Source organism: Streptomyces sp. NPDC054796 (assembly GCF_053611545.1).
The window spans coordinates 139,376-163,924 of record NZ_JBSHAO010000001.1 but is presented as its reverse complement, the minus strand read 5'-3'; the positions used below and the strand labels follow the sequence as shown (position 1 = coordinate 163,924).

The window sequence follows — 24,549 nt, the reverse complement described above, 5'->3', positions numbered from 1 at the left end:
GCATCACATGACAACCACAGAAGTGCCATCGGCCGTCCCCTACCGGGAGGTCACCGACCGCAACGGCCGCGTCTACCGGGTCGGCGAGACCGATATCGACATCATGGGGCGGCGGCGCCGCTGGATGGTCATCCTGCCGTGGATCGGCATGATGGGCATCAGCTCCGCCGAGTACGCGTTCGCCTCGGCCGAGGACACACTGCACCACGCACACGGCTGGAACAGCCTGCACATCTTCTGGATGCTCGGCGTCTGGGTCTTCTTCCAGGGCGCCGTCGCCTTCCCCGCCGGCAAGCTGCGGGAATCGGGGCGGCTCCCCGCGCGGTGGGCGATGGTGTGCGGCGCGGTCGGCACCCTCCTGGGCTACCTCTCCCTGGCCTACGCACCGCACGTCATCTTCGCCTACCTCGGCTTCGGCGCGTTCAGCGGCATGGGCGCCGGGATGGTGTACGCGACCTGCGTCAACATGGTCGGCAAGTGGTACCCGGAGCGGCGGGGCGGCAAGACGGGCTTCGTCAACGGCGGCTTCGCCTACGGCTCGGTGCCCTTCGTCTTCATCTTCACCGGCTTCATGGACCTCTCCAACTTCCGCTGGGTCCTCGTCGCCGTGGGTGTCTTCCTGGCCGCCGTCGTCGGCGTCAGCGGCTGGTTCTTCCAGGACCCGCCCAAGAACTGGTGGCCGCCGCACGTGGACCCGCTGCGCCCGCCGGACGACCCGCGAGCACGGCGCTCGCTGCTCAAGAACCCCCCGGCAGTCAAGCAGTACACGGCCAAGGAGGCGTTCCAGACGGGCCGGGTGCCCCTCATGTGGTTCTGCCTGTTGTGCACCTCCGGCGTGAACATCTTCGGCATCGCCTTCCAGGTGCCGTTCGGTGACGACATGGGCTTCGCGGGCGGCATCGTCGCCACCGCCATGTCGCTCAAGGCGATCGTCAACGGCACGGGGCGCGGTGTCATCGGCTGGCTCTCGGACCGCTACGGGCGCAAGCAGTGCCTCATCTTCGTCTGTGTGGTGCTGGGTCTGGCGCAGTACGGCATCCTGCTGTCGGGCCAGGCCGGGTCGCTGTGGCTGTTCCTGCTCTGCTCGATGATCTCCGGCTTCGGCGGTGGCGCCATCTTCCCGATGTTCGCCGCCATGACCGCCGACTACTTCGGCGAGAACAACAACGCCACCAACTACGGCATGGTCTACAGCTCCAAGCTGCTCTCCGGGCTCGCGGGCTCCGGGCTCGGCGCGGTCGTGGTGGGCGCCTGGGGCTACGGCGGCGCGTTCGTGCTCGCGGGCTCCATCTCCCTCTTCGCGGGCTTCATCGCGCTCTTCCTGTACCAGCCGGGCCGTCCCCGCAGGAAGTCGATCCAGCCCAACCCGAACCCGATCAGCCGCGAGGCGATGTGACACACCGTCACCTGACAGCACGTCACGCCGCCTGACACCGCCTCACCCGGCCCCGACGACGGAGCGCCCGGGATGGCAGGGGATTCCCCCTCCCACCCCGGGCGCTCCGCCATGGGGGTCGCCGGGCCGCCCCGTCAGCGGAGGCGGTGGAGGTAGCGCGCTGAGCGGCGGGCGGTGCGCAGGGAGTCCTCGGGCTGGTCGTGCTCGACGAGCCACCCGTGGTCGCGGCGGCCGCCCTTCGTGCGGCCCACCTCCGTCAGGAACCGCCGGTAGTCGATGTCGCCGTCGCCCACGTCCACCATCGTCAGCCCGTCCGGCGAGGACTCGTCGTGTTCCCCGTCCTTGACGTGGAACAGCGGATAGCGGTCGGGCTGCGCCAGCACGTAGTCGAGGGGTTCGAAGGGGGCCGGGGTGCCGTCCGGGCGTACGCTGAAGCGGTACTGGCCCGCGTAGGCCCAGTAGATGTCCATCTCCAGGTACACCAGCTCGGGGTCGGTCTCGGCCAGCAGCACGTCGTAGAGGCGGACGTCGGGGCGGTCCTCGGCGAAGCCGAACTCCATCTGGTGGTTGTGCTGATAGAACTTCAGGCCGCGCCGCTTCGCGGCCTCGCCGTAGGTGTTGAAGTCCTGCGCGGCCCGCTTCCAGCCGTCCACGGTGCGCCCGTATCTGTCGGGGCTCGCTGCCGTGCCGACGTGCGGCAGACCGAGCGCGGCGGCGTCGTCGACGACCCGCTCCAGCTGGGTGGCGAAGGTGTAGGCGGCCGGGTCGTCCGAGTAGTAGCCGACGTGGCTGCCGACCCCGCGCAGCCCGTGCTCGCGCACCAGCCGTCTCAGCTGGGCGAGGGTGATGTCCCCTGTGCCCTGCGTGTACCCGGCGAACTCGACGGTGTCGTAACCGTAGTCGGCCAGTTCCTCGAAGACCTTGGCGAAGCCGACGGACCGCACCTGGTCGCGGAGGGTGTAGAGCTGGATGCCCAGCTTCCCCGGCGGGACGACGGGCCGTCCGTGCCCGCCCCTGCCCGTCGCGGTCACGGGCGCCGCCTGCGCCGTCGTGCCGACGGAGCCCAGCAGCGCGGCTGCCGTGGCGCCGGCCGCGACGCCGAGGACGCCGCGGCGGCGCACCGCATGCCGCAGTTCGGGGTGGTCGTGCGTGCGGCTCTTGCGTGTCATGAGGGGTCTCCCAGTGCGAGGTGGAGGAGCAGTTCCTTGACATCGGTGGCGGCGAAGGTGTCGCCGGTGAAGGACCCTGGGCGTGAGCAGATGAGGACGGGGCCCTCGTCCGTACGGGCGGGGAGGCGGCCGTGGCTGCCGCGTACGGGCGACGCGTCCAGCGGCACGACGGCCATGCGGTAGCGCATCCCGGCCTTCTTGCGGGCCAGCGCCGTGGCGGCGCGCAGCCGTACGTAGGGGTCGTGCGGGTCCATGAACAGCTCGGCCGGGTCGTAGCCGGGCTTGCGGTGGATCTCGACGAGGCGGGCGAAGTCGGGTGCGTCGGCGTCGTCGCGCCAGTAGTAGTAGGTGAACCAGGCGTCGGGTTCGGCGACGGCCACGAGTTCGCCCGAGCGCGGGTGGTCGAGCCCGTGTGCCTTCTTGCCGCGCTCGTCCAGCACCTCGTCCACCCCTGGCAGCTCCGCGAGGACGGCGCGGGCCGCCTCCAGGTCCTCGGGACGGCGCACATAGACGTGGGCGAGCTGGTGGTCGGCGACGGCGAAGGCCCGCGAGGTCATCGGGTCGAGGTACTCCATGCCGTCCTGCGTGTGCACCTCCACCAGACCGGCTTCGCGCAGTGCGCGGTTGAGGTGGACGGGTCGGCGCACCCGGGTGATGCCGTACTCCGAGAGGGCGACGACGGTGCGCCCCTCCTCGCGGGCCTGATCGAGCAACGGGCCGAGTACGGCGTCGAGTTCGGCCGCCGCCTGGTGCGCGCGGGGGTCGTCGGGTCCGTAGCGCTGGAGGTCGTAGTCCAGGTGCGGCACGTAGCACAGGGCGAGGTCGGGGTGGCGGGTGCGCAGCAGATGGCGGGTGGCGTCGACGATCCAGCGCGAGGAGACGAGGTCGGCGCCCGGTCCCCAGAAGTGGAAGAGGGGGAACGTGCCGAGCCTGTCGGTGAGTTCGTCGTGGAGCGCGGGCGGGCGCGTGTAGCAGTCGGGTTCCTTGCGGCCGTCCGCGTAATAGACGGGTCGGGGTGTGACGGTCCAGTCGGTGTCCGCGCCCATCGCGTACCACCAGCACACGTTGGCGACGGTGTAGCCGGGGTGGCGGGCGCGTGCCGCGTCCCACAGCTTCTCGCCGCCGACGAGCCCGTTGTGCTGCCGCCACAGCAGCACCTCGCCCAGCTCGCGGAAGTACCAGCCGTTGCCGACGATGCCGTGCCCCGAGGGCGGTTCCCCGGTCAGGAACGTGGACTGCGCGGCGCAGGTGACGGCGGGCAGCACCGTCTCCAGGGGTGCGGACGAGCCGGAGTCGGCGAGCGCGCGAAGGCGAGGCATGTGCGCCAGCAGTTGCGGGGTGAGGCCGACGACGTCGAGGACGAGAAGCGGCTCGGGCCGGTCCTGGGGGTCCTGGGTGCCGGTCATGGCAGCTCCTTGAGGCCGAGGTCGGTGAGCATGTCGCGCGCGACGCCGAGTTCGGCCGCGATGCCGTCGGCGAGCTGGGCACGGGTGCGGGGGCGCAGTACGGGCGGCAGCGCCTGCCAGGTGTACGTCTCCACCTCCAGGTGCCGGGTCAGCGGCGAGGGCCCGCCGACGAGCCGGGTCAGCGTGTCGCGCAGCACGTCGGTGGTGGCGGTGAGCGGCGGCGCGAGCGGGGCGTGCAGCGGTACGTGGAAGTGGGAGCGCCACGGTGTGTCCGTCGGCAGGGGCGCGGACGCGGACAGCGGGGTGCCCTCGGTGGCCAGTGCCTCGCCCAGATCGTCGGTCGCGGCGACACCCTCGCGCGTACGGGCGCGGGTCTGGTGGAGGAAGCGGGGCTCGGCGAAGTCGGCGAGGGCCGCGCGGACTTCGGGACTGCCGGGCTCCTCCGCGTGCAGCGCGGCCGACAACTGCGACTTGACGACGGCGATGCCCGCGCCCGTGAGCGCTTCGAGCGCCGTGCCCGGGTCCTCGAAGGAGGTGGCCAGGTGGCAGGTGTCCACGCACACACCGACGCGGTGCGCGGGCGGCGCGCCCTCACCCGTCAGCGCGGCGACGGCGTCGGCCGTGGTCTCCACCGTGCAGCCCGGCTCGGGCTCCAGGCCGACGCGCACGGAGCGCCCCGTCATCTCCTCCAGCGCGTCGAGCCGCTGGGCGAGGGTGGTCAGCGCGTCCAGCGCGGCGCGGCGGCGTTCGGGGGTGAAGCCGGTGCGCCAGGCGAGCGGGAGCGTGGAGACGGTGCCCTCGGTCACGTCGTCGGGCAGGAGCGCGCTCAGCAGCCTGGCCAGCTCCGTGGTGTGGTCCAGACGCGCGGGCTCGGTCCAGTCGGGCCGGTACACGCGGTACTTGACGCGCTGGTCCCCGAACCCCTGGTACGGGAAGCCGTTGAGGGTGACGACCTCCAGGCCGCGCCGGTCCAGCTCGGCGCGCAGCGCCCGTACGGAGGCGGGGTCGTCGGTGAGGGTGCGGGCCGCGTCGCGGGCGAGCCAGAGGCCGATGCCGAGGCGGTCGCGGTGGAGCCTGCGGCGTACGGGCTCGGCGTGCTCGCGCAACTGGCGCATGACGCCTTCAAGGTCTTCGGCGGCGTGCACGTTGGTGCAGTAGGCGAGGTGGACGGTGGAGCCGTCGGGGTGCCGGAAGCGCATGGGCGTGCCCTCCTCATTCCCCGCCGCGCAGGATGGAGTTGCCCTCGTGGAGGCCGCCCGGCTCGCGCTGTTCCTCGTCGGCGCCCAGGGCCGGGTCGAGGCGTCCGCTCTGCCCGTAGAAGGCGACGGGGTTGCGCCACAGCACCTGGTCGATGTCGTCTTCGGAGAACCCGGCCTCGGCCATCGCCTGGCCCACCGCGCGGGTCTTCAGGGGGTCGCTGCGGCCCCAGTCGGCGGCCGAGTTGACGAGGACGCGCTCGGTGCCGTGCAGGCGGAGCAGGCGCACCATGCGCTGCTCGTCCATCTTGGTGTCGGGGTAGATGGAGAAGCCGAGCCAGCAGCCGCTGTCCGCCGCGGCGCCGACCGTCGTCTCGTTGAGGTGGTCGAGCGCGACCCGCTCGGGCGGCAGCCCCGACTCGCGCAGCACGTCGAGCGTACGGGCCAGGCCCGCTGCCTTGTCGCGGTGCGGGGTGTGCACGAGCGCGGGCAGCCCGTACTCGGCGGCGAGCTGGAGCTGGGCCGCGAGCGCCGTGTCCTCGGCCGGCGTCATGGAGTCGTAGCCGATCTCGCCGACCGCGACGACCTTGTCCTTGAGGAGGTAGCGCGGCAGTTCGTCCAGTACGGGCACACAGCGCGGGTCGTTGGCCTCCTTGGGGTTGAGGGCGAGGGTGCAGTGGTGTGCGATGCCGTACTGGGCCGCGCGGAAGGGCTCCCAGCCGAGGAGGGAGTCGAAGTAGTCGTAGAACGAGGCGGGCGAGGTGCGGGGCTGGCCGAGCCAGAAGGAGGGCTCGACGACAGCCCGCACGCCCGCCGCGCGCATGGCCGCGTAGTCGTCGGTGGTCCGGGAGGTCATGTGGATGTGCGGGTCGAAGATGCGCATCAGGACTCCTCGGGCTGGGACTGAGGCTGGGGGTGCGGCGGGGACGGGGACGGGGGCGGGGGCGGGGTGTTGGCGAGGTCCAGCACGCGGTGGAGTTCGGCCGGGACGGAGCGGCCCGCGGCCTCGCGCTCGCGCGCGTAGTCCACGAGCATCCGCGCCAGCTCGGCGTCGCCGCGCGCCCGCGTCTCCAGGCCCGCGACGGCGTCCAGGGGCACTCCGGTGAACAGGCACTTGAGCACCGCGTGCCGCCATGCGTGCGGGTCGAGATGGGCCGCGCCGTACGGGCCGACGGCCGCCGCGACGAGGCTGGTGTCGTTCGCCCGCAGCGCGTCCTCGACGAGGGGCAGCGCGTCGGGCCGCGCGGCGAAGGGCAGATGCGGCAGCGCCCGCAGCACGGCGCGGCGCTCCTCCGCGCTTCCGTGCTCGTAGAGGCGGGTGACGGTGGGCGCTTCCGCGCCCGCGGCGTGCAGCAGCAGGATGCGGGCGGCTTCGGCGGGGGCGGGGGTGCTCGTACTCGTGCCCGTGCTCGTGCTCGTGCTCGTGCTCGTGCTCGTGGGGTGCGGTGCGGTGGGGGTGGCGCACTTGCGGCCCGCCTCCGCGAAGTGCCGCTCCCACGGAGGAAGCGGGGCGCGGCCGTTGGCCCCGGCCGGGGACGAGGGTGGGGACGTGGGCCGGACCGGTGAACCGGCGTCGGCCGCGTCGGCGAGCGCGCGGTGCAGCCACTCGCGCGCCGCGTGGTCGAGACGCAGCTCCAGCCCGGTACGGAGCGAGGCGAGGGGGGTCAGCATGAGGCGGCTCTCCTGGCTCGGCCGTCGGCGGACGGGGGTGCGGGCGGGGGCGTGGGGTGGACGGTGCCGTCGACGGACCCGGACACGGGCCCGGACGCGGCGGGCGGGTACGGCCGCGCCGCGCCCCACGCGGGGGCCTCGGTCCGGACGGGGTGCTCGACGGGGCCCGTCAGCGCGGGCCGTTCCGCGTGCTCGGCGCGCTTCAGGAACCGGAGCGAGTCGCGTGCGCGGTCGGGGCCGGCGTGGGAGTCGCGGGGCAGCTCGACGGTGACCAGGCCCTCGTACCCCGTCGTGCGCAGCGCGTCCAGCACGGGCGGGAAGTCGATCTCGCCCTCGCCGAAGGGCAGATGCTCGTGCACGCCACGTCGCATGTCCTCGATCTGCACATGCCGCAGCCAGGGCGCGGCGGCGCGCACGCACGCGTCGGGCGGCTCCGGCTCCAGGCACTGGCAGTGGCCGATGTCGAGGGTCAGGCCCAGTTCCTCCGGCTCCCCCAGCGCGGTGCGCAGCCGGTGGAACGCGGCCAGATCGCCGACGAGGTGCCCCGGCTCCGGCTCCACCGCGAGCGGTACGCCGACGGCACGCGCCGCGTCGAGCAGCGACTCCATGCCCGCGGTGAGCCGCGCCCAGGCGTCCTGGCCGCTCGTACGGGCCGGGGGCACCCCGCTGAAGCAGTGCACGGCGTGGGCGCCGAGGTCGGCCGCGACCCGTACGGCCTTCAGCAGCAGCCCGAGCCGCGCGCCCCTCGCCTCCGGGTCCGGGTCGAGGAGGGTGGGGTGGTGCTTGCGGCGCGGGTCGAGCACATAGCGCCCGCCGGTCTCCACGGTGACCGTGAGCCCGTGCCGCGCCAGCGTTCGCGCGACGTCCCGGGTGCGGTCGGCGAGGCCGGGGGCCTGGGGGTCGAGGTGCATGTGGTCGAGCGTCAGGCCGACGCCGTCGTAGCCGAGGTCGGCGAGCATCGCCAGCGCGTCGCCGAGACGCAGGTCGGCGAGGCCGTTGGTGCCGTAGGCGTAGCGCAGGGCGGTCATGTCGGGCTGACCTTCCGTGAGACCCGGCGGGCGAGCGGTACGAGCGCGAGCAGGGCGAGCGCGGTACGGGGCGCGCTCGCCTTCGCGGCGAGCGCTGCCTGGAGGGGGATCGTGGCGCCGATGCCCGCGCCGACCGCGCGCTGGAGGAGGGGTGGAGAGGGGTTGAGCGCCGCGTGCACGAGGGGCCGGGCGTACGCCCCCAGATACGCGGCGACGGCACCTGCCGCGGTTGCCGCCGCCGCGGTACGGGGGCGTGTCCGGTTCGCGGATGCGGTACGGGAACATGTCGGGCCCGTCTCTGCCGCGCCGGTGAGTGTGCGGCCGACGACCGTGGCGGCGACGGTTGCCGCCGTTGCCAGGGCGCCCAGGGGTACGAGGGGGGCGCCGCCCTGTGCCTCGCGCCGGGACACGGCGGTCACGGCGTACGTGTGCGCGCCGAGCAGCCCGGCGGCGCCCATGACACCTCGCGCCGTGGCACGGGTACCCGCTGAGCGCGGGCTCGCGGGGAACGGCCCTGGTGGCCGGGGCCGAGCGTGCCGCGCCGCGCCCTTGTCAGCGGGCCGCCGTGCGACGACCGGTTCGGCACCGCCGGTCCGCGCCGTACGACGACTCGCCGTCGCGGCGGACAGAGGGGGAACCGTCCCCTTCACCGCAGGCACGGGCGAACCCGCGTCCACCGCTCCCGACACGCGCACACCCCCGGCCGTCGCCGTGGACACCGTGGAGAGCGCGCCCAGGGTGAGGTCCAGGGCGCGGGCCGTGGACATGGTGGCCGGGGCCGCGCGGGTGTGTTTCAGGTGGAGGTCGTACGCCCACACCGTCGCCGCCAGTGCGGCCGAGACACACGCGGGGCCCCGCCCAGCCGCCGCGCCCAGCCCGAGCCCCGCCACCGTCAGCCCCGTCGCAGCGGCCAGCGCCGCGTTCGGGGTGAGGCGGCCCGAGGGGAGGGGGCGGTCGGGGCGCTCGACGGCGTCGGTCTCGCGGTCGGCCCAGTCGTTGAGGGCCATGCCCGCCTCGTACAGGCACAGTGACGCGCCCACCGCCAGCGCCGTGCCCCGGTTCGGACGGCACCCCGTCACGGCCGCGCCCGCCAGCGCGTCACCCGGCACCGTGAACAGGGCCGAGACGCGCAGCAGTTGGAGCCACGCCGCACCGCGCCCCTTCACCAACCGCCCCGGCACCGGCCGCCCCGTCATCGGCCTGTCCGGAGCCGCGCGGCGAGGGCGAGGAGGTCACCCCACTGCTCGGAGAGTGAACTCGGCCCCGTGTCGGGGTCCTTGAAGTAGAAGCCGAGCCCTTCGACGGGGCCGGAGATGCCCGCTTCGGCGGCGCGTGCCGTGAGGCGGGCGAGGTCGAGGACGAGGGGTGCGGCGAGGGCCGAGTCGCAGCCCTGCCAGATGGTCTGGAGGACCATGCGCGAGCCGAGGAAGCCGTCGAAGGCCACGTGGTCCCAGGCGGTCTTCCAGTCGCCGAGCGCCGGTACGTCGTCGATGTGCAGCTGCCCGTCGGGCAGCACACCGAGCGTGTCGGACAGTACGCGGGCCTTGCCCGCGTTCTTCGCGGCTGCGGCGCGCGGGTCGGCGAGGGCCGCGCCGTCGCCGCCACCGAGCAGGTTCGTGCCGGACCACGCCCGTACGGCCAGCGCGCGCTGCACGAACATCGGCGCGAGCACGGACCGCAGCAGTGTCTGCCCGGTCTTGCCGTCGCGCCCCGCGTACGGCAGCCCGGAGCTGCGCGCGGCCTCCGCGAGGCGGGGGTGGTGGAGTCCGGTGGAGGGGGTGAAGTTGACGTAGGGGCTGCCCGCGCGCAGCGCCGCCGCCGCGTAGAGGGAGCTGGCGGGCAGGGCCGTGTCGCCGGGCTCGGGTGCGGGCTCGGTGCTGGCGACGTTGACGACGACGGTGCGGGCCAGCCGGTGTTCCCTGGTGAAGGCGCGGATGTCGTCGGCGAAGGCCGCGATCAGCTCTTCCTCGCCGCGCGGGTCGTCGGGCTGCGGCCCGCCCTGTCGTACGGCGGCGTCGGCCGCTTCGAGTTCCGCGCGCACGGCCGAGGGGAGGCCGTACGGCAGCACGCCCTCCTCCGCGAGGTTCTCCGCGCGCTTGGGGAGGGGGCAGGTGTCGGTGTCGTGGCCGCCGAAGACGAGGGAGTCCAGGGGCGGGAGCCCGCATTCCGCGAACGCCTCGGTCCCGGTCACCATGCCCGTGGCCGGGTGCAGTTCGGCGGCGACGGCCGCGCAGCCCGCGATCGCCGTGGTGGCGACGGAACCCCGGGTCCCGACGAGCCACACGCCGGTGCGTGTCGCGGTCGCGCCGGTATGTGCCGGGGTGTGCGAGCCCGTCGCGGCTTCGCTCCGGTCGGTCCGGTCGGTCCGCTGGGTCCGGTCGGTCCGGTGGGTTCGGTCTTCGGTCACGGCCTGCCTCCCTGGGTTGCCTGGTACGTGGTGCTCGGCTGGTGCTGGAAGGACGGAGGTGAGGGGGGTGGGCGCGGGGACCGGCGGTGGGCCGTACGGGCACGGGGCACGGCCTGCCGCCGCCGCGGGCCGGGGCCCGCGGCGGCGGTCGCGGCGGGGAGGGGTCGGCGTTCCCCTCTCCGCCGCTCACCCGACGTCACGGCCCCCCTCGGGCCGCGGACGTCAGGCCGTCACCCGCGCGAGGTGCACGCGGGCGGACGGTCGTACGCCGTGCGTCGCGCTGTACGTCGTGCTGTACGTCGTCGCCGTGTGCGTGGTGCGGTGCCTCGTGCCGTACGTCGTGCCGTGCGCCGTTCCTCCGCCGTCGCCCGCGGTCGTCACTTCAGCTCCTTGAGCCGGACGTCGCGGAAGGCCACCTCGTCCTCGTCGCCGTGATTCTGGAGGCCGATGTGGCCGTCCGCGAGACTGCGTGCGGGATCGGTGTTGGTGAAGTCGTTGATCTTGACGCCGTTGAGCCAGACGCGGATGCGCTCGCCCTTGACGCGGATCTCGTAGGTGTTCCACTCCCCCGGCGGGTTGAGGGCACTGTCCCTCGCCTCCAGGTCGGCGGACTGGAACCCGTAGACCGAGCCCGTGGTCTTCTCCGGCGCGTCGGTCGCGTCGATCTGGATCTCGTAGCCGTTGTCCACGGCCGACCACGGGTCGTCGGAGGCGGGGAAGCCGATGAAGACGCCGGAGTTGTCGTCGCCTGTCATCCGCCAGTCCAGCTTGAGCGAGTACGAGGACAGTGCCTTGTCCGCGTACCACAGCATCCCCATGCCGCCGACCGTGCGCAGCGTGCCGTCCTCGCCCAGCTCGAAGCTGCCGGGTCCGGCCTGCTTCCACTTCTCCAGGCTGGCCTGCGTACCGTCGAACAGCTTCGTGTAGCCGTTCTCCGGACGGCAGTCGGCCTGGGCAGCGCCTGTGGCGTAGCGGATGCCGCCCAGCAGGTGGGTGAGGAAGGCTTCCTCGGTGTACGACTCCTTGGTGTGGCCGCCCCCGGTGTAGAAGGCGCGGCCTCCCTCGTACTCCTGGCACCAGGCGATGGGGTGGTCACCCGCCATGGTGCCGCCCTCGTAGGTGCTCTCGTCCAATGCGGCGAGGACACGGGCCTGGCCGCGCGGGTTGGAGCGGTAGTTGTACCACTCGTCGGTGCGCTCCCAGCTCTCGCCGAGGTGCGAGGTGGCCGGGTGCGCGTGGTCCTCGACGCTGACGGTGGCGGGCTGGATGTGCGGGTGCGACTGGAAGTAGGCGCCCGCGAGCCCGCCGTACCAGGGCCAGTCGTACTCGGTGTCGGCCGCCGCGTGCACGCCGACGTAGCCGCCGCCCCGTTCCACGTAGCCCTCGAAGGCGGTCTGCTGCTTCGCGTTGAGGACGTCTCCCGTCGTGGAGAGGAAGACGACCGCGTCGAACTTGGCGAGGTTGCGGGCCGTGAAGGCGGCGGCGTCCTCGGTGGCTTCGACGGTGAAGCCGTGCTCGGTGCCGAGCCGCTGGAGTGCGGCGATGCCGTCGGGGATGGAGTCGTGGCGGAATCCGGCGGTCTTGGAGAAGACCAGGACCCGCTCCTCCGCCCCCTTCCCCGGCTTCCCCGGCCGCTTCCCCGCCTGCTCCTGCTCCCCTGCCCGTTCCGCGCCGCCGCCGGACGGGGCCGCGTAGCCGGGCAGGGAGGCGGCGCCGAGGAGCAGGGCCGTCGCGGCGAGCACCGCACCGGCCAGGCGCAGGCGCGGGCGTCGGCCCGCACGCGGGCGTCCACGTGAACGCTGGTGTGAACGTGGGTGTGTCATGTGCGTCGTCCCTCCCTCAGCTCGTCGTGACGGTGAAGCTGTCCAGGTCGTACAGCTCGCCCGCGCCCCCGGTGAAGACCAGGTACAGGGACGTGGCGTCGGCGGGCGGGTTCTCGATGGCGGTGCTCACGTCCGTCCAGCCGTCCGCCGCGGGGACCTGCGCCGTGCCGAGCAGCGGTCCGTCGGGTGCTCCGGCCCGTACCTCCAGTGCTCCGCCCGCGGCGCCGCCCCCCGAGCCGACCCGTGCGCTCAGCTCTGTCAGCCCGCCGGGCGCGTACGGTTCGAAGGCGATCCACTGGCCGTTCTGGGCCCCGTTGACGGCGCGCGCGCCCTCGGCGCCCTCCGCCGCTCCCGCCGTGACACCGTCGGCGGCCTTGGTGAAGTGCTCGGCCTGCCGGTGCTTGGGCTGGAGGATGCTCTGGCCGTGGCTGGTCAGCGGGGGCTGGCCGCCACCGCCGCCGTCCGTGTACTGCGCGTCGAAGACGCCGAAGATGTTGGCGTTCGGGTCGTGTTCGCCGTCGTTGGTGGTCTGGATGGTGCCGGAGCAGCCCTTGGCCGAGCTGATCGGGTGGCCGTGGCTGTCGTGGCCGAGAATGTAGGTGACCTCGACCTTGGAACAGTCGATCTCCGCGTCCTCCGGGTCGGTGACCTTCACCTCGAAGGGCACCGCGTCACCGAAGGCGAACGGCTGCCCGTCCTTGGGCAGTTGCAGCTCCACCTTCGGCGCGGTGTTGCCGACGGTGATGTGCACGCTGGCGCTGCCCGTGCGCCCGCCCGGGTCCTTCGCGGTGACGGTCGCGGTGTAGGTGCCGTTCTCGGTGTACGTGTGCGTCGGGCCGGCCTCCGTCGAGGTGGCGCCGTCGCCGAAGTCCCAGGCGTACGTGAGCGCGTCGCCGTCCTCGTCGCTGGTGCCCTCCGAGGAGAAGGCGACCTCCAGCGGTGCCTGTCCGCTGGTCACATCGCTCTTGGCCTGGGCCACGGGCGAGTGGCCGTCCGTGGCGTTCTCGATGCGGTAGACGGCGGAGTTCTCGTCGCCGTTGAAGTAGCCGGTGCCGTAGTCGAGCACGTACAGCGCCCCGTCGGGGCCGAACTCCATGTCCATCACCTGGGTGCCCTGCCAGGGGAAGTCGTTGATGGAGGTGACGCCGCCGTTCTGGTCCTGCTCGATGCGCTTGATCCACTGGCGGCCGAACTCCCCGGCGAAGAAGTCACCGTCGTACTCCTCGGGGAACTTCACGTCCGAGTCGAGGTCCGCGTCGTAGCGGTAGACCGGGCCGCCCATCGGGGACTCGGAGCCGTCGCCGAACTCGGGTACGGAGGCGCCGTCGTACGGGATCCACGCGGGCTTGGCCTCGGGCAGCTTCGTGAGCCCGGTGTTGCGGGGCGAGTTGTTCACCGGCGCCTTGCAGTCGTAGGCGGCGCCGGAGGTGCCGGTGGCGAAGTCGTACTCCTTGTAGGCGTCGTTGTCGCCCGTGCAGTACGGCCAGCCGTAGTTGCCCGCGCCCGTGACCCGGGCGAACTCGACCTGGCCTGCCGGGCCTCGGTCGGGGTTCGCGGCACCCGCGTCGGGCCCGTAGTCGCCGACGTAGATGGTGCCGGTGGGCTTGTCGACGGTCATGCGGAACGGGTTGCGGAAGCCCATGGCGTAGATCTCGGGACGGGTCTTCTTCTTGCCGGGCGCGAAGAGGTTGCCCTTCGGCACGGTGTAGGTGCCGTCCTTCTTGACCTTGATGCGCAGGATCTTGCCGCGCAGGTCGTTGGTGTTGGCTGAGGAGCGCTGGGCGTCGAAGCCCGGGTTGCGGTCGGCGCGCTCGTCGATGGGCGTGTAGCCGTCCGACTGGAAGGGGTTGGAGTCGTCGCCCGTGGACAGCAGCAGGTTGCCCTTGGCGTCGAAGGCGATGTCACCGCCGACGTGGCAGCACAGGCCGCGGTTGGCGGGCACGTCGAGGACCTTCTTCTCGCTGGCCTTGTCGAGTGTGCCGTCCTTGTTCAGCGTGAAGCGGGAGAGCCGGTTGACACCGTCGAAGGGCTTGAAGTCCTCGGCCGTGCCGGTCTCCGGGGCGTCGCCCTCGGGGGTGTTCAGGGGCGGCGCGTAGTAGAGGTAGATGGCCCGGTTCTTCTCGAAGCCGGGATCGACCCCGACGCCCTGGAGCCCTTCCTCGTCGTGACTGTAGACATCCAGCTTGCCGGAGACCTTGGTGTCTCCTGACTGGCTGGTCAGCCGGAGGGTGCCGTCACGCGAGGTGTGCAGCACGGAGCTGTCGGGGAGCACGGCGAGGGTCATGGGTTCGCCGGTCTCCGGCTCGCCCTTGGCGAGGGTGACCTGCTGGAAGTCGGCGGCGGCCTGCTTGCCGCCCTGCGCCGGGCCGTCCTGCGACGCGGCGTGCGTGGTGACCGTGCCGAAGGCCAGGCCCCCGCCGACGAGCAGGGCGCTGGTGAGGACCGCGAGCTGCTTGCGGAGCAGGCGGCGTCCGGGTGGCTTCGGTTGGTGTGTGCGGATTGTCCTGTGCACGCGTCTCCTCCAGAGAGGGGTAACGGTGGTTGACGGGGTGAACCGTGAAGCGTTGACCGTCGTTCGTTGCACAGGCGCGCGCCGTCGCGCCGGATGGGGGGGTGGCTCCGGAGTGTGCGGGGTCCGCCGTGGGCGGGGTGAGGGGGGGGAGCGGCTCATGTCCGGTACACATCAGGACGGTAGCCACCTTCGTACGATTCGGGAAGACTTTTAACAGCAATGAAGTCGCCTTCATCCACTGCTAGGACAAAGTGAGTCCTCGCGCACCCTTCCCGCAGGGGCGCGAGGCCACTTGGACCGCTGGGAGGCGACGTCAGCTACTGAACGCCGCATCAAAAGACGACGACGGCGGGTCGTAGTCGAACGCCTTCAGGCGGCGAAGAGCCTCCGGCGCGCCCGTGAGCCGGTCCATGCCCGCGTCCTCCCACTCGACGGAGACGGGCCCCTCGTAGCCGATGGAGCGCAGCATGCGGAACACGTCCTCCCAGGCCACGTCGCCGTGCCCGGCGGAGACGAAGTCCCAGCCACGGCGCGGGTCGCCCCAGGGCAGGTGGGAGCCCAGGCGGCCGTTGCGCCCGTCGAGGCGCTTGCGTGCCTCCTTGCAGTCGACGTGGTAGATCCGCTCGCGGTAGTCGTAGAGGAAGCCCACGGGGTCGAGGTCCTGCCACACGAAGTGGCTGGGGTCGAAGTTGAGGCCGAAGGCCGGCCGGTTGCCGACCGCGTCCAGAGCGCGCCGCGTCGTCCAGTAGTCGTACGCGATCTCGCTCGGGTGCACCTCGTGCGCGAAGCGCACACCCTCCGCGTCGAACACGTCGAGGATCGGGTTCCAGCGGTCGGCGAAGTCCTCGTAGCCGCGGTCCACCATGCCCTCGGGCACGGGCGGGAACATGGCCACGAGGTGCCAGATGGACGAGCCGGTGAAGCCGACCACCGTCCGCACACCGAGGGCGGCCGCGGCGCGGGCCGTGTCCTTGAGTTCCTCGGCCGCGCGCCGCCGCACACCCTCCGCTTCGCCGTCGCCCCAGATGCGGGCCGGGACGATGGCCTGGTGGCGCTCGTCGATGGGGTGGTCGCACACGGCCTGGCCGACGAGGTGGTTGGAGACGGCCCAGCACTGGAGCCCGTACTTGTCGAGCAGGGCGCGCCGCCCGTCGACGTAGCCGGGCTCCTTCAGCGCCCGGTCCACCTCGAAGTGGTCGCCCCAGCAGGCGAGTTCGAGGCCGTCGTAGCCGAAGTCGCGGGCCAGTCGGCAGACCTCCTCCAGCGGCAGGTCGGCCCACTGGCCCGTGAAGAGCGTGAACTGTCGGGACATGCGGTACTCCTCGCGGCTCGGTCGTGCGTGTTCGTCTCGTTCGTGTCTCGGGGCGGGCCTCCTCCGTCAGGCCGAGGCGCCCCCGCGCCCCGCCCGCCCCCGTCGCGTCAACCCGTACGCGGTGGACCCACGGGCGTGAGCACCGCGTTCTTCTCGGCGCTCTCCTCGACCGCCGCCAGTACTCGCTGCACCTGGAGCCCGTCGGCGAAGGACGGTTCCGGCTGGGTTCCGGAGGCGATCGCGTGGAGCAGGTCGCGGGCCTGGTGGACGAAGGTGTGCTCGTAGCCGAGACCGTGCCCTGGCGGCCACCACGCCTCCAGGTAGGGGTGGCTGTCCTCGGTGACCAGGATGCGGCGGAAGCCGGACTCGGCCGCGTCGTCGGCGTGGTCGTGGAAGTGCAGCTCGTTCAGCCGCTCCAGGTCGAAGGCGAGCGAGCCGCCGGTGCCGTTGACCTCGACGCGCAGCGCGTTCTTGCGACCCGCCGCCACCCGGCTGACCTCGAAGGACGCCAGCGCGCCCGACGCGAGCCTGCCCGTGAACAGGGCCGCGTCGTCGACGGTGACGGGCCCGCGCCGCCCGTCGGGGCCCTCGCCCGGCAGGGGGCGCTCGCGGACGAACGTCTCCGTCTGCGCCGACACACCCGTCAGCGGCGAACCCGCCACGTGCTGGGCGATGTCGACGGCGTGCGCGCCGAGGTCGCCGAGCGCACCCGACCCCGCCAGTTCGCGGCGCAGCCGCCAGGCCAGCGGGAAGGCGGGGTCCACCAGCCAGTCCTGGAGATACGTCACGCGCACGTGCCGCACCTCCCCGAGCCGCCCCTCCGCCACCATGCGGCGGGCGAGGGCGAGCGCGGGGGTGCGGCGGTAGTTGAAGCCCACCATCGCCAACTGACCGCGCTCGCGGGCCGCGCTCGCCGCCGCCTCCATCGCCTCGGCCTCGGCGACGGTGTTGGCGAGCGGCTTCTCGCACAGCACGTGCTTGCCCGCCTCCAGCGCCGCGATGGCGATCTCGGCGTGGCTGTCGCCCGGGGTGCAGATGTCCACGAGCTGCACGTCGGGGCGCTCGACGAGGGCGCGCCAGTCCGTCTCGGCCGCCGCCCAGCCCAGCTTGCCCGCCGCCGCGCGCACGCCCGCCGCGTCGCGCCCGCACACGGCGGCCATGGCCGGGGCGAACGGCAGGTCGAAGACCCGGCCCACGGTGCGCCAGCCCTGCGAGTGGGCAGCCCCCATGAAGGCGTAGCCGACCATGCCCACCCCGATCGGCGGCGCCGACCCGCCCGGTGGGGCGCCGGCCCCGTGCTGGGCCCCGGCCTGGTGCTGGGGGCCGGGCTCGGCGGGAGCCGGGGCAGGCTCGGTGGTGTCGTTCGACATGGGGCTCCTCCCTGTCGGGCGCTTCCGGTCGTCGGGGAGACCGGGGCGTGGACGTGCGGTGGCGGCGCTGCCGGCGGTGCTGCCGGGGTCCTGGGCGCCGGGCGGACCGGCGGGCACGGTCACGTGAAGCCGATGGGCAGGTACTCCTCGACGTTGTCCTTGGTGACGACGGCCGAGTAGAGGGTGAGGGAGGCGGGGATCTCGAACTCGGCGAGCCCTCCGACACCCTTGCCCTGGCCCAGTGCCCGTGCGAGGTCGATGGCGGAAGCGGCCATGGTCGGCGGGTAGAGGACGGTGGCCTTCATGACGGTGTTGTCGGCCTTGATGGCGGTCATGGCCCGCTTGGAACCCGCACCGCCCACCATCAGGAACTCGTCCCTGCCCGCCTGCTTGATGGCCCGCTCGGCGCCCACACCCTGGTCGTCGTCGTGGTTCCACAGCGCGTCGAACTTCGGCTCCGCGCGCAGGAGTTGGGCCATCGTCTCCTGCCCTGACTCGACGGTGAACTCGGCGGCCTGACGCGCCACCTTCTTGATGTTGGGGTAGTTCTTGAGCGCGGCGTCGAAGCCGTCGGTGCGCTGCCGGGTCAGCTCCAGGTTGTCGATGCCGGCCAGCTCGACGACGCGCGCGTTCTTCTTGTCCTTGAGCTGTTCGCCGATGTAGTGGCCCGCGTTGAGGCCCATGCCGTAGTTGTCGCCGCCGATCCAGCAGCGGTACGCCTGCTGCGAGGCGAAGACACGGTCGAGGTTGACGACGGGGATGCCCGCGCGCATCGCCTTGAGGCCGACCTGGGTGAGGGCCTTGCCGTCGGCGGGGAGGATGACGAGGACGTCGACCTTCTTGTTGATGAGGGTCTCGATCTGCCCGATCTGCTGGGCGTTGTCGTTGGAGCCCTCGGTGCTCTCCAGCGTGACGTCCTCGTACTTCTTGGCCCGGTTCCTGGCCTGCTGGTTGATGGCGTTGAGCCAGCCGTGGTCGGCCTGCGGCCCGGCGAAGCCGATGGTCACCTTCTTGCCGGGCTTGTCGTCGGCGACGCCCGCCTGCTCGGCGCCGTTCCCGGCGTCCTCGTTGCTCTCGTTGCTCGTACAGCCCGCCGCGAAGAGCGCGGCTCCGGCGGCTGCCGTGCCGAAGAGCATGTTTCTGCGGGAGGTCATGGAGCGTGGCGGTGTGCGCGGGTCTGAGTGTGCGTGCGGGTGCTCGGTCATGGTGTCTTACGACCCTTCTGGACCAGGACGGCCGCGACGATGATCGCCCCCTTGGCGATCTGCTGGACGTCGCTCTGGAGGTTGTTGAGGACGAACAGGTTGGTGATGGTGGTGAAGACCAGGACGCCGAGCACGGAGCCGGTGATGGTGCCCCGGCCGCCGCTCAGCAGGGTGCCGCCGATGATCGCGGCGGCGATGGCGTCCAGCTCGTAGAGGTTGCCGTTGGTGTTCTGGCCCGAGCCGGTGAGGACGACGAGCATGAAGGCGGCGATGCCGCAGCAGAGCCCGGAGAGCAGATAGAGCAGCAGGCGCTGCCGCTTGACGGCGATGCCCGCCAGCCGGGACGCCTCCGCGTTGCCGCCGACGGCGACGGTGCGGCGGCCGAAGGTGGTGCGGTTCAGCAGCAGCCAGCCGAGCACGGCGACGGCCGCGAAGACCAGCACGAGCGGCGGCACCCCGAGCACGTAGGAGCTGGGCACCCCCAGGTCGAGCACCGGCTCGACGGTGACCACCTGGGTCTTGCCGTCGCTGATCTGGAGCGCGAGGCCACGGGCCGAGGCGAGCATGGCGAGGGTGGCGATGAAGGGCACCATCGGCCCGTAGGCGATGAGCACCCCGTTCACCAGCCCGCAGCCGACACCCACCAGCATGGCGGTGAACAGGACGCCGCCGAGCCCGTACTCCTGGGTGGCCACCGTCGTCGCCCACACGGAGGCGAGCGCGACGATCGCGCCCACCGACAGGTCGATGCCCCCGCCGATGATGACGAAGGTGACGCCGACGGTGACGACGCCGATCACCGACGCCTGGGTGAGGATGAGCTGGAGGTTGTCGATGCTCAGGAACTGCTCGGGCTTGGTGGCTGCGCCGACCACCACCAGCACCGCCAGGACGCCCAGCAGCGAGAGGTGGAGCGGGTCGAAGGCGCGGAGCGCGGCGGGCCCGCGCCGGGCCCCGCCGTTCCCCTTGCGCGCGTCGCCGCCCCCGCCGGGTGCGGCTGACCCTCCCTGCCGGTCCCCTGCGGCGCCGGGCCGGGGGTCGCCCGGCCCTGCCGGCGGTGCCTGCGGCGTCCCTCCGCTGGGGTTCACCACGACGGGCTCCCTTCCATGACGAGGTCGAGCACCCGGGACTCGTCGAGATCCCGGGCGGGGGCTGTGTGCACGACGCGGCCCTCGCGGAGCACCAGGACGCGGTCGGCGAGTCCGAGGACTTCGGGCAGTTCGCTGGAGACGAGGAGGACGGCGACGCCGGAGTCGGCGAGCGCGCGGATGACGGCGTACAGCTCGGCGCGGGCCCCGACGTCCACACCGCGCGTGGGCTCGTCGAGCAGCAGCACCCGGCACTCGCGCAGCAGCCAGCGGGCGAGGACGACCTTCTGCTGGTTGCCGCCGGAGAAGGTGCGCACGGGCCTGTCGGGGTCGTCGGGGCTGAGCGCCAGCTCCTTGGTACGCGCTCGTGCGGCGGCGCGTTCGCCCGTACGGTCCACCCAGCCGCCCGTGGAGAAGCGCGGCAGGGAGGAGACGGAGACGTTGCGGGTGACGGACTCCAGCATCAGCAGCGCCTGGGACTTGCGCTCCTCGGGCGCCAGGCCGATCCCCGCGCGCACGGCGGCGACGATGCTGCCGGGGCGCAGCGCGCGCCCGTCGACGAGGACGCGCCCCGAGGTGGGGCGACGGGCGCCGTAGAGGGTCTCCAGGATCTCGGAGCGGCCCGAGCCGACGAGCCCGGCGAGACCGACGATCTCGCCCGGGTTCAGCTCCAGGTCCAGCGGCTCGAACTCCCCCTGCCGCGCGAGCCCTTCGGCACGCAGCGCCGGCGGCGGGGTGGGCGCGACCCGGACGGGACCGTGCGCGCCTGACTGTGGCGAGCCGGGAGGCACGGCGTCCGCCGGCGCGACGTCCGTCGGAACGGAGGCGCGGCGGGGGAAGGCGTACTCGACGTCGCGGCCCGTCATCAGAGTGACGAAGTCGTGCGTGGGCGTGGTGCGCGCGGGCAGGTCGCGGGCCGCGACACGGCCGTCCTTGAGGACGGAGACACGGTCCCCGATGCGGCGGATCTCCTCCAGCCGGTGCGAGATGTAGACGACGGCGACGCCCTCGGCGGTGAGTCCTGCGACGATGCGGAAGAGGTTGTCCACCTCGTCCGGATCGAGGGCAGCCGAGGGTTCGTCCATGACGATGAGGCGCACATCGTGCGAGAGCGCGCGGGCCATGGAGACGATCTGCTGCCCCGCCGCCGAGAGTGAGCCGACGAGCGTGCCGGGGTCGATCTCGGGGTGGCCGAGGCGTTCCAGCAGCGCGGCGGCCCTGGCCCGCGCCGCGCGGGCGCGGATGAAGCCGCGCGCGGCGACCTCGTGGCCGAGGAAGACGTTCTCGGTGACCGACAGGTGCTCCACCAGGTCGAGTTCCTGGTAGATGGTCGCGATGCCCAGCTTCATGGCGCTCACGGGGGTGGGCAGCCGCACCGTCTCGCCCTGCCAGACGATCTCGCCCGCGTCGGGCTGGTGCGCACCGGCGAGCACCTTGATGAGGGTGGACTTCCCGGCGCCGTTCTGGCCGAGGAGACAGTGCACCTCTCCGGCCTCGACGTCGAGATCGACGCCGTCGAGCGCCCGTACTCCGGGGAAGGACTTGGTGATACGGGACATGGTGAGCAGGGGTGGGGGTGCCAAGGCGGACCTCCGTGCGTGCGGGCAGAGCGGAGCCGTTCGGGGCGCGCGCGAGCGGCCGTGCGGGGCCGCCGCGTGGTGCGGGGGTGCGGGGCGGTGCGGGGGCGCGCGTGGTGCGGGGTGCGGGTGGCGCGGTTCCTGTGGTGCGGGGCCGCTGGGCGCTGGTGCTACGGGCCGTGCCCGGCGGTGCCTGATCGTGCCGTCATGCGGTCGAGCCGTCGTACGTGCGAGCAGTCATGCGCTCGTGCCGTGCGTCGTGCCGTGTCTACCGTGCGTGCCGTACGTACATGCGGTGCGTGCCGTGCGTGTGTCGCGCTCGTGCCGTCGGGGCTCCGTGCCCGTGAGGGTGCGTCAGGCCGGGGAGAACAGGTGGTCGCTGATGAGCCGGGCCGCGCCGGTCACACCGGCGGCCTGCCCCAACTCGCCCAGCACGATGGGGAGGTTGCCGGTCGCGAGGGGCAGCGACTGGCGGTAGACCTGGGTGCGGATGCTGGCGAGGAGAGTGTGGCCGAGGCCCGTCACCCCGCCGCCGATCACCACCAGGCCGGGGTTGAAGAAGCTGACGAGTCCGGCGATGACCTGCCCTACGCGGGCACCGCCCTCGCGGATGAGGTCCAGCGACGCGCCGTCGCCCGCCGCCGCCGCGGCGGCCACGTCGGCCGCTGTGAGACGTCCCGCGCTCTCCAGCCGCGCGGCCAGTTCCCGCGAACGCCCCTCCTCCGCCGCCGACTTGGCGTCCCTGGCGAGGGCGGCGCCGCCGAAGTACGCCTCCAGACAGCCGCGGTTGCCGCACGCGCACTGGCGCCCGTCGGGCACGACCTGGATGTGCCCGATGTCGCCCGCGCTGCCCGTCGTGCCACGGTGGACGTCGCCGCCGACGACCACACCGCAGCCGATGCCGGTGCCGATCTTGACGCAGAAGAAGTCGCGCACGGGGCGCGCCACCCCCGCCTGCATCTCGCCCATCGCCATGAGGTTCACGTCGTTGTCGACCATGACGGGGCAGCCCAGCTCCTGGCTGAGCGCCTCCCGTACGGGGAAGCCGTCCCAGCCGGGCATGATCGGGGGCGCCACGGGGACGCCCTCGGGGAAGCGGACAGGGCCGGGAACGCCGATGCCCGCGCCGTCGAAGCCCTCGGCGACGCCGGAGTCGCGCAGCTTGGCGACCATGGCGAGCGCCTGCTCGAAGACCGCGACGGGCCCCTCGCGCACGTCCATGGGTTCGGTGAGGTGTCCCAGCACCTCCAGTTCGGGGTTGGTCACCGCCACGTCGACCGAGGTGGCGCCGATGTCGATGCCGAGGAAGCGGAGTTGGGGCGCGAGCCGCACGTTGTGGGAGCGGCGCCCGCCGCGCGAGGCGGCGAGACCGTCGGCGACCACGAGCCCGGTCTCCAGCAGCCGGTCGATCTCGACGGCGAGCTTGGAGCGGGAGAGATCGACCTGGTCCCCCAGTTCGGCGCGGGAGTTCGGGCCGCCGTCACGCAGCAGGCGGAGCAGACGCGCCTGGTGCGCGTTCGCGGGCCGAGCTGTCATCCGCCTCACCGCTACCCCTCCCGCCGTCTCTCGGCATCGGCCCCGGCGGGACGCCAGCCGGGATTAACGGGGAACGTAGCAGCGGTCACCGCCACGGGGAAGAAGTTACGCAGAAAACCTCACGACTTTTTCCCGCTACAGGACAAAGCCGTGCCCGAAGGGGCGCGGAGCGGAAGGACGACAGGGCTACCAGGGCAGCGGCCCCTCGGCGTCGACGTAGGCGCCCGTCGGCCCTTCGGGGTCCACCAGCGCCATGCGGACGATGATCTCGGCGCCCTCGGCGACGGTCTGGGTGCCGGTGTGCCCGTTCAGGTCCGTCGCGGTGTAGCCGGGCTCCACCGCGTTGATCCGGATGCCGGGGAACGCCTTCGCGTACTGCACGGTGATCATGTTGACGGCCGTCTTGGACGCCGGGTAGGCGACGCCCGGGTAGGCGTGCGTCGGTGTGCCCGGCTCGGAGACCCGGGTCAGTGAGGCCAGCCCGCTGCTGAGGTTGACCACGACCGGCGCGGCGGAGCGGCGCAGCAGCGGCAGGAACGCGTGGGTGACGCGCACCAGGCCGAACACATTCGTCTCGAACAGCGCGCGCATCGCGTCCGCTGTCACGTCGGCCGGGCCGACGACCCCGCCGTCCGGGGCCCGTCCCTCGACCCCGGCGTTGTTGATCAGCACGTCGAGTCCGCCGTCGGCCTCGACGGCCCGCGCGGCCTCCGTGACGGACGCGTCGTCCGTCACGTCGAGGAGGAGGGGCCGGGCCAGCGCGCCCAGCTTCTCGGCGGCCCGGCGTCCGCGCCCGGCGTCCCGGCTGCCGACGTAGACGGTGTGCCCCTCGGCGACGAGCCTGCGCGCTGTCTCGAAGCCGAGACCCTTGTTCGCTCCGGTGATCAGTGTGGTGGTCATGCCCCCACGTTCCGCCCGCGTCGGACGGCCGGCCAGTCGTCCCCGCTTCCTGGGACCACCGGTACCAGGCACACCGACGGCGCGCGGTGCACACTGAGGCACATGGCGAGAGCGGAGTTCGGGCAGGCCGTGCGCCGCTGGCGCGACCGGATACCGCCCGAGGCCGCGGGGCTGCCCGCGGGCGGACAGCGGCGGGCTGCCGGGCTGCGCCGCGAGGAGCTGGCGCTGCTGGCCGGGATCTCCGTCGACTACGTCACCCGGCTCGAACAGGGCCGCGCCTCCCACCCGTCGACGCAGGTCGTCGAGGCGCTGACCAGGGCGCTGCGGCTGACGGCGACGGAGCGCGCGCACCTCTTCCAGCTGGCCGGGCTGGCGCCGCCCGGCCCGGAGACCGTCCCCGCGCACCTCACCCCGGGCGTGCAGCGGCTGCTGGACCGGCTGACGGGCACGCCCGTCGCGGTCTACGACGCCGCCTGGACACTTCTCGTGGCCAACCCGCCCTACGTGGCCCTGATGGGAGACATGTCGGGGCAGCGCGGCCACGAGCGCAACGGCGTGTGGCGCAATTTCGTCGGCCAGGGCTCCCGGGTCCGGCACACCCCGGAGGACCGGCGCGCGTTCGAGGCCAAGCTGGTCGCGGACCTGCGCACCGCCGCGGCGCGCTATCCGGCCGACCAGCGGCTGCGCCGCCTGATCGCGGATCTGCGGGCGCACAGCGAACGCTTCGCCGAGCTGTGGGACTCCGGCGCCGTCGGCCATCACGAGGCCACGCGCAAGACCGTCGACCATCCGCGGGTGGGCGCGGTGACGCTGGACTGCGACGTGCTCACCGTGACGGGCAGCGATCTGCGCATCATGGTCTACACCGCCGAGCCCGGTACCGAGGATGCCTCACGCCTCGCGCTGCTCACGGTGCTCGGCACGCAGACGCTCGCGGGGTAGCCCGGCGCCCC

Annotated in this window: 20 protein-coding genes; 2 read left to right on the top strand and 18 right to left on the bottom strand. The window is 72.9% G+C overall.

Going from position 1 to position 24,549, the window contains the following annotated elements; translation table 11 throughout:
• Positions 1 to 7 precede the first annotated feature (7 nt).
• Complete coding sequence (locus tag ACWGJ2_RS00700; RefSeq protein ID WP_453343715.1) at positions 8 to 1,396, top strand: OFA family MFS transporter; 1,389 nt, start codon at positions 8 to 10, stop codon at positions 1,394 to 1,396.
• 134 nt (positions 1,397 to 1,530) lie between these two features.
• On the opposite strand, the gene ACWGJ2_RS00695 is transcribed toward ACWGJ2_RS00700, so the two are convergent.
• From ACWGJ2_RS00695 to ACWGJ2_RS00610, 18 genes are all read right to left on the bottom strand, one after another.
• Positions 1,531 to 2,565: a sugar phosphate isomerase/epimerase family protein gene (locus ACWGJ2_RS00695; RefSeq protein ID WP_453343714.1), complete on the bottom strand. Its 1,035-nt coding sequence runs from the start codon at positions 2,563 to 2,565 to the stop codon at positions 1,531 to 1,533.
• On the bottom strand, positions 2,562 to 3,971 hold the full coding sequence (locus ACWGJ2_RS00690; protein ID WP_453343713.1) for an alkaline phosphatase family protein: 1,410 nt from the start codon (positions 3,969 to 3,971) through the stop codon (positions 2,562 to 2,564). The genes ACWGJ2_RS00695 and ACWGJ2_RS00690 overlap by 4 nt, the downstream gene beginning before the upstream one ends.
• Positions 3,968 to 5,170, bottom strand: a complete 1,203-nt coding sequence (eboE, locus tag ACWGJ2_RS00685; RefSeq protein WP_453343712.1) for a metabolite traffic protein EboE — start codon at positions 5,168 to 5,170, stop codon at positions 3,968 to 3,970. Before eboE ends, ACWGJ2_RS00690 begins: the two co-directional genes overlap by 4 nt.
• A 13-nt stretch (positions 5,171 to 5,183) precedes the next feature.
• Positions 5,184 to 6,050, bottom strand: coding sequence for a TatD family hydrolase (locus tag ACWGJ2_RS00680; RefSeq protein WP_453343711.1), 867 nt, complete (start codon positions 6,048 to 6,050; stop codon positions 5,184 to 5,186).
• Positions 6,050 to 6,838, bottom strand: coding sequence for an EboA domain-containing protein (locus tag ACWGJ2_RS00675; protein ID WP_453343710.1), 789 nt, complete (start codon positions 6,836 to 6,838; stop codon positions 6,050 to 6,052). Before ACWGJ2_RS00675 ends, ACWGJ2_RS00680 begins: the two co-directional genes overlap by 1 nt.
• Positions 6,832 to 7,866, bottom strand: coding sequence for a sugar phosphate isomerase/epimerase family protein (locus tag ACWGJ2_RS00670; RefSeq protein WP_453343709.1), 1,035 nt, complete (start codon positions 7,864 to 7,866; stop codon positions 6,832 to 6,834). The genes ACWGJ2_RS00675 and ACWGJ2_RS00670 overlap by 7 nt, the downstream gene beginning before the upstream one ends.
• The gene (locus ACWGJ2_RS00665; protein WP_453343708.1) at positions 7,863 to 9,062 is read right to left on the bottom strand and encodes a UbiA family prenyltransferase; all 1,200 of its coding nucleotides are present in this window, start codon (positions 9,060 to 9,062) and stop codon (positions 7,863 to 7,865) included. Before ACWGJ2_RS00665 ends, ACWGJ2_RS00670 begins: the two co-directional genes overlap by 4 nt.
• Positions 9,059 to 10,150 carry an inositol-3-phosphate synthase gene (locus ACWGJ2_RS00660; RefSeq protein ID WP_453343946.1) on the bottom strand — a complete coding sequence of 364 codons (1,092 nt, stop codon included), beginning with the start codon at positions 10,148 to 10,150 and terminating at the stop codon, positions 9,059 to 9,061. Before ACWGJ2_RS00660 ends, ACWGJ2_RS00665 begins: the two co-directional genes overlap by 4 nt.
• A 345-nt stretch (positions 10,151 to 10,495) precedes the next feature.
• On the bottom strand, positions 10,496 to 10,654 hold the full coding sequence (locus ACWGJ2_RS00655) for a hypothetical protein (RefSeq protein ID WP_453343707.1): 159 nt from the start codon (positions 10,652 to 10,654) through the stop codon (positions 10,496 to 10,498).
• Positions 10,651 to 12,096, bottom strand: a complete 1,446-nt coding sequence (locus ACWGJ2_RS00650; RefSeq protein WP_453343706.1) for a ThuA domain-containing protein — start codon at positions 12,094 to 12,096, stop codon at positions 10,651 to 10,653. Before ACWGJ2_RS00650 ends, ACWGJ2_RS00655 begins: the two co-directional genes overlap by 4 nt.
• 16 nt (positions 12,097 to 12,112) lie before the next feature.
• Entirely contained in the window at positions 12,113 to 14,608 is a 2,496-nt protein-coding gene (locus ACWGJ2_RS00645) for a PQQ-dependent sugar dehydrogenase (protein ID WP_453343705.1), read from the bottom strand.
• A 313-nt stretch (positions 14,609 to 14,921) separates the two neighbouring features.
• The gene (locus ACWGJ2_RS00640; protein WP_453343704.1) at positions 14,922 to 15,920 is read right to left on the bottom strand and encodes a sugar phosphate isomerase/epimerase family protein; all 999 of its coding nucleotides are present in this window, start codon (positions 15,918 to 15,920) and stop codon (positions 14,922 to 14,924) included.
• Between the two features lie 107 nt (positions 15,921 to 16,027).
• Positions 16,028 to 17,167, bottom strand: coding sequence for a Gfo/Idh/MocA family protein (locus ACWGJ2_RS00635; RefSeq protein ID WP_453343945.1), 1,140 nt, complete (start codon positions 17,165 to 17,167; stop codon positions 16,028 to 16,030).
• 242 nt (positions 17,168 to 17,409) lie between these two features.
• Positions 17,410 to 18,444 carry a substrate-binding domain-containing protein gene (locus tag ACWGJ2_RS00630; RefSeq protein WP_453343703.1) on the bottom strand — a complete coding sequence of 345 codons (1,035 nt, stop codon included), beginning with the start codon at positions 18,442 to 18,444 and terminating at the stop codon, positions 17,410 to 17,412.
• Between the two features lie 47 nt (positions 18,445 to 18,491).
• The gene (locus tag ACWGJ2_RS00625; protein ID WP_453343702.1) at positions 18,492 to 19,586 is read right to left on the bottom strand and encodes an ABC transporter permease; all 1,095 of its coding nucleotides are present in this window, start codon (positions 19,584 to 19,586) and stop codon (positions 18,492 to 18,494) included.
• A complete protein-coding gene (locus ACWGJ2_RS00620; protein WP_453343701.1) occupies positions 19,580 to 21,166 on the bottom strand; it encodes a sugar ABC transporter ATP-binding protein in 1,587 nt (528 codons plus the stop codon). Before ACWGJ2_RS00620 ends, ACWGJ2_RS00625 begins: the two co-directional genes overlap by 7 nt.
• Positions 21,167 to 21,514: 348 nt before the next feature.
• Positions 21,515 to 22,696 carry an ROK family protein gene (locus ACWGJ2_RS00615; RefSeq protein ID WP_453343700.1) on the bottom strand — a complete coding sequence of 394 codons (1,182 nt, stop codon included), beginning with the start codon at positions 22,694 to 22,696 and terminating at the stop codon, positions 21,515 to 21,517.
• Positions 22,697 to 22,882: 186 nt separating this feature from the next.
• Positions 22,883 to 23,596, bottom strand: a complete 714-nt coding sequence (locus ACWGJ2_RS00610; RefSeq protein WP_453343699.1) for an SDR family NAD(P)-dependent oxidoreductase — start codon at positions 23,594 to 23,596, stop codon at positions 22,883 to 22,885.
• A 102-nt stretch (positions 23,597 to 23,698) separates the two neighbouring features.
• On the opposite strand from ACWGJ2_RS00610, the gene ACWGJ2_RS00605 reads away from it, so the two are divergent.
• Positions 23,699 to 24,538 (top strand): helix-turn-helix transcriptional regulator, encoded by an 840-nt coding sequence (locus ACWGJ2_RS00605; RefSeq protein ID WP_453343698.1) that lies wholly within the window; start codon positions 23,699 to 23,701, stop codon positions 24,536 to 24,538.
• The last annotated feature ends 11 nt before the right edge of the window (positions 24,539 to 24,549 follow it).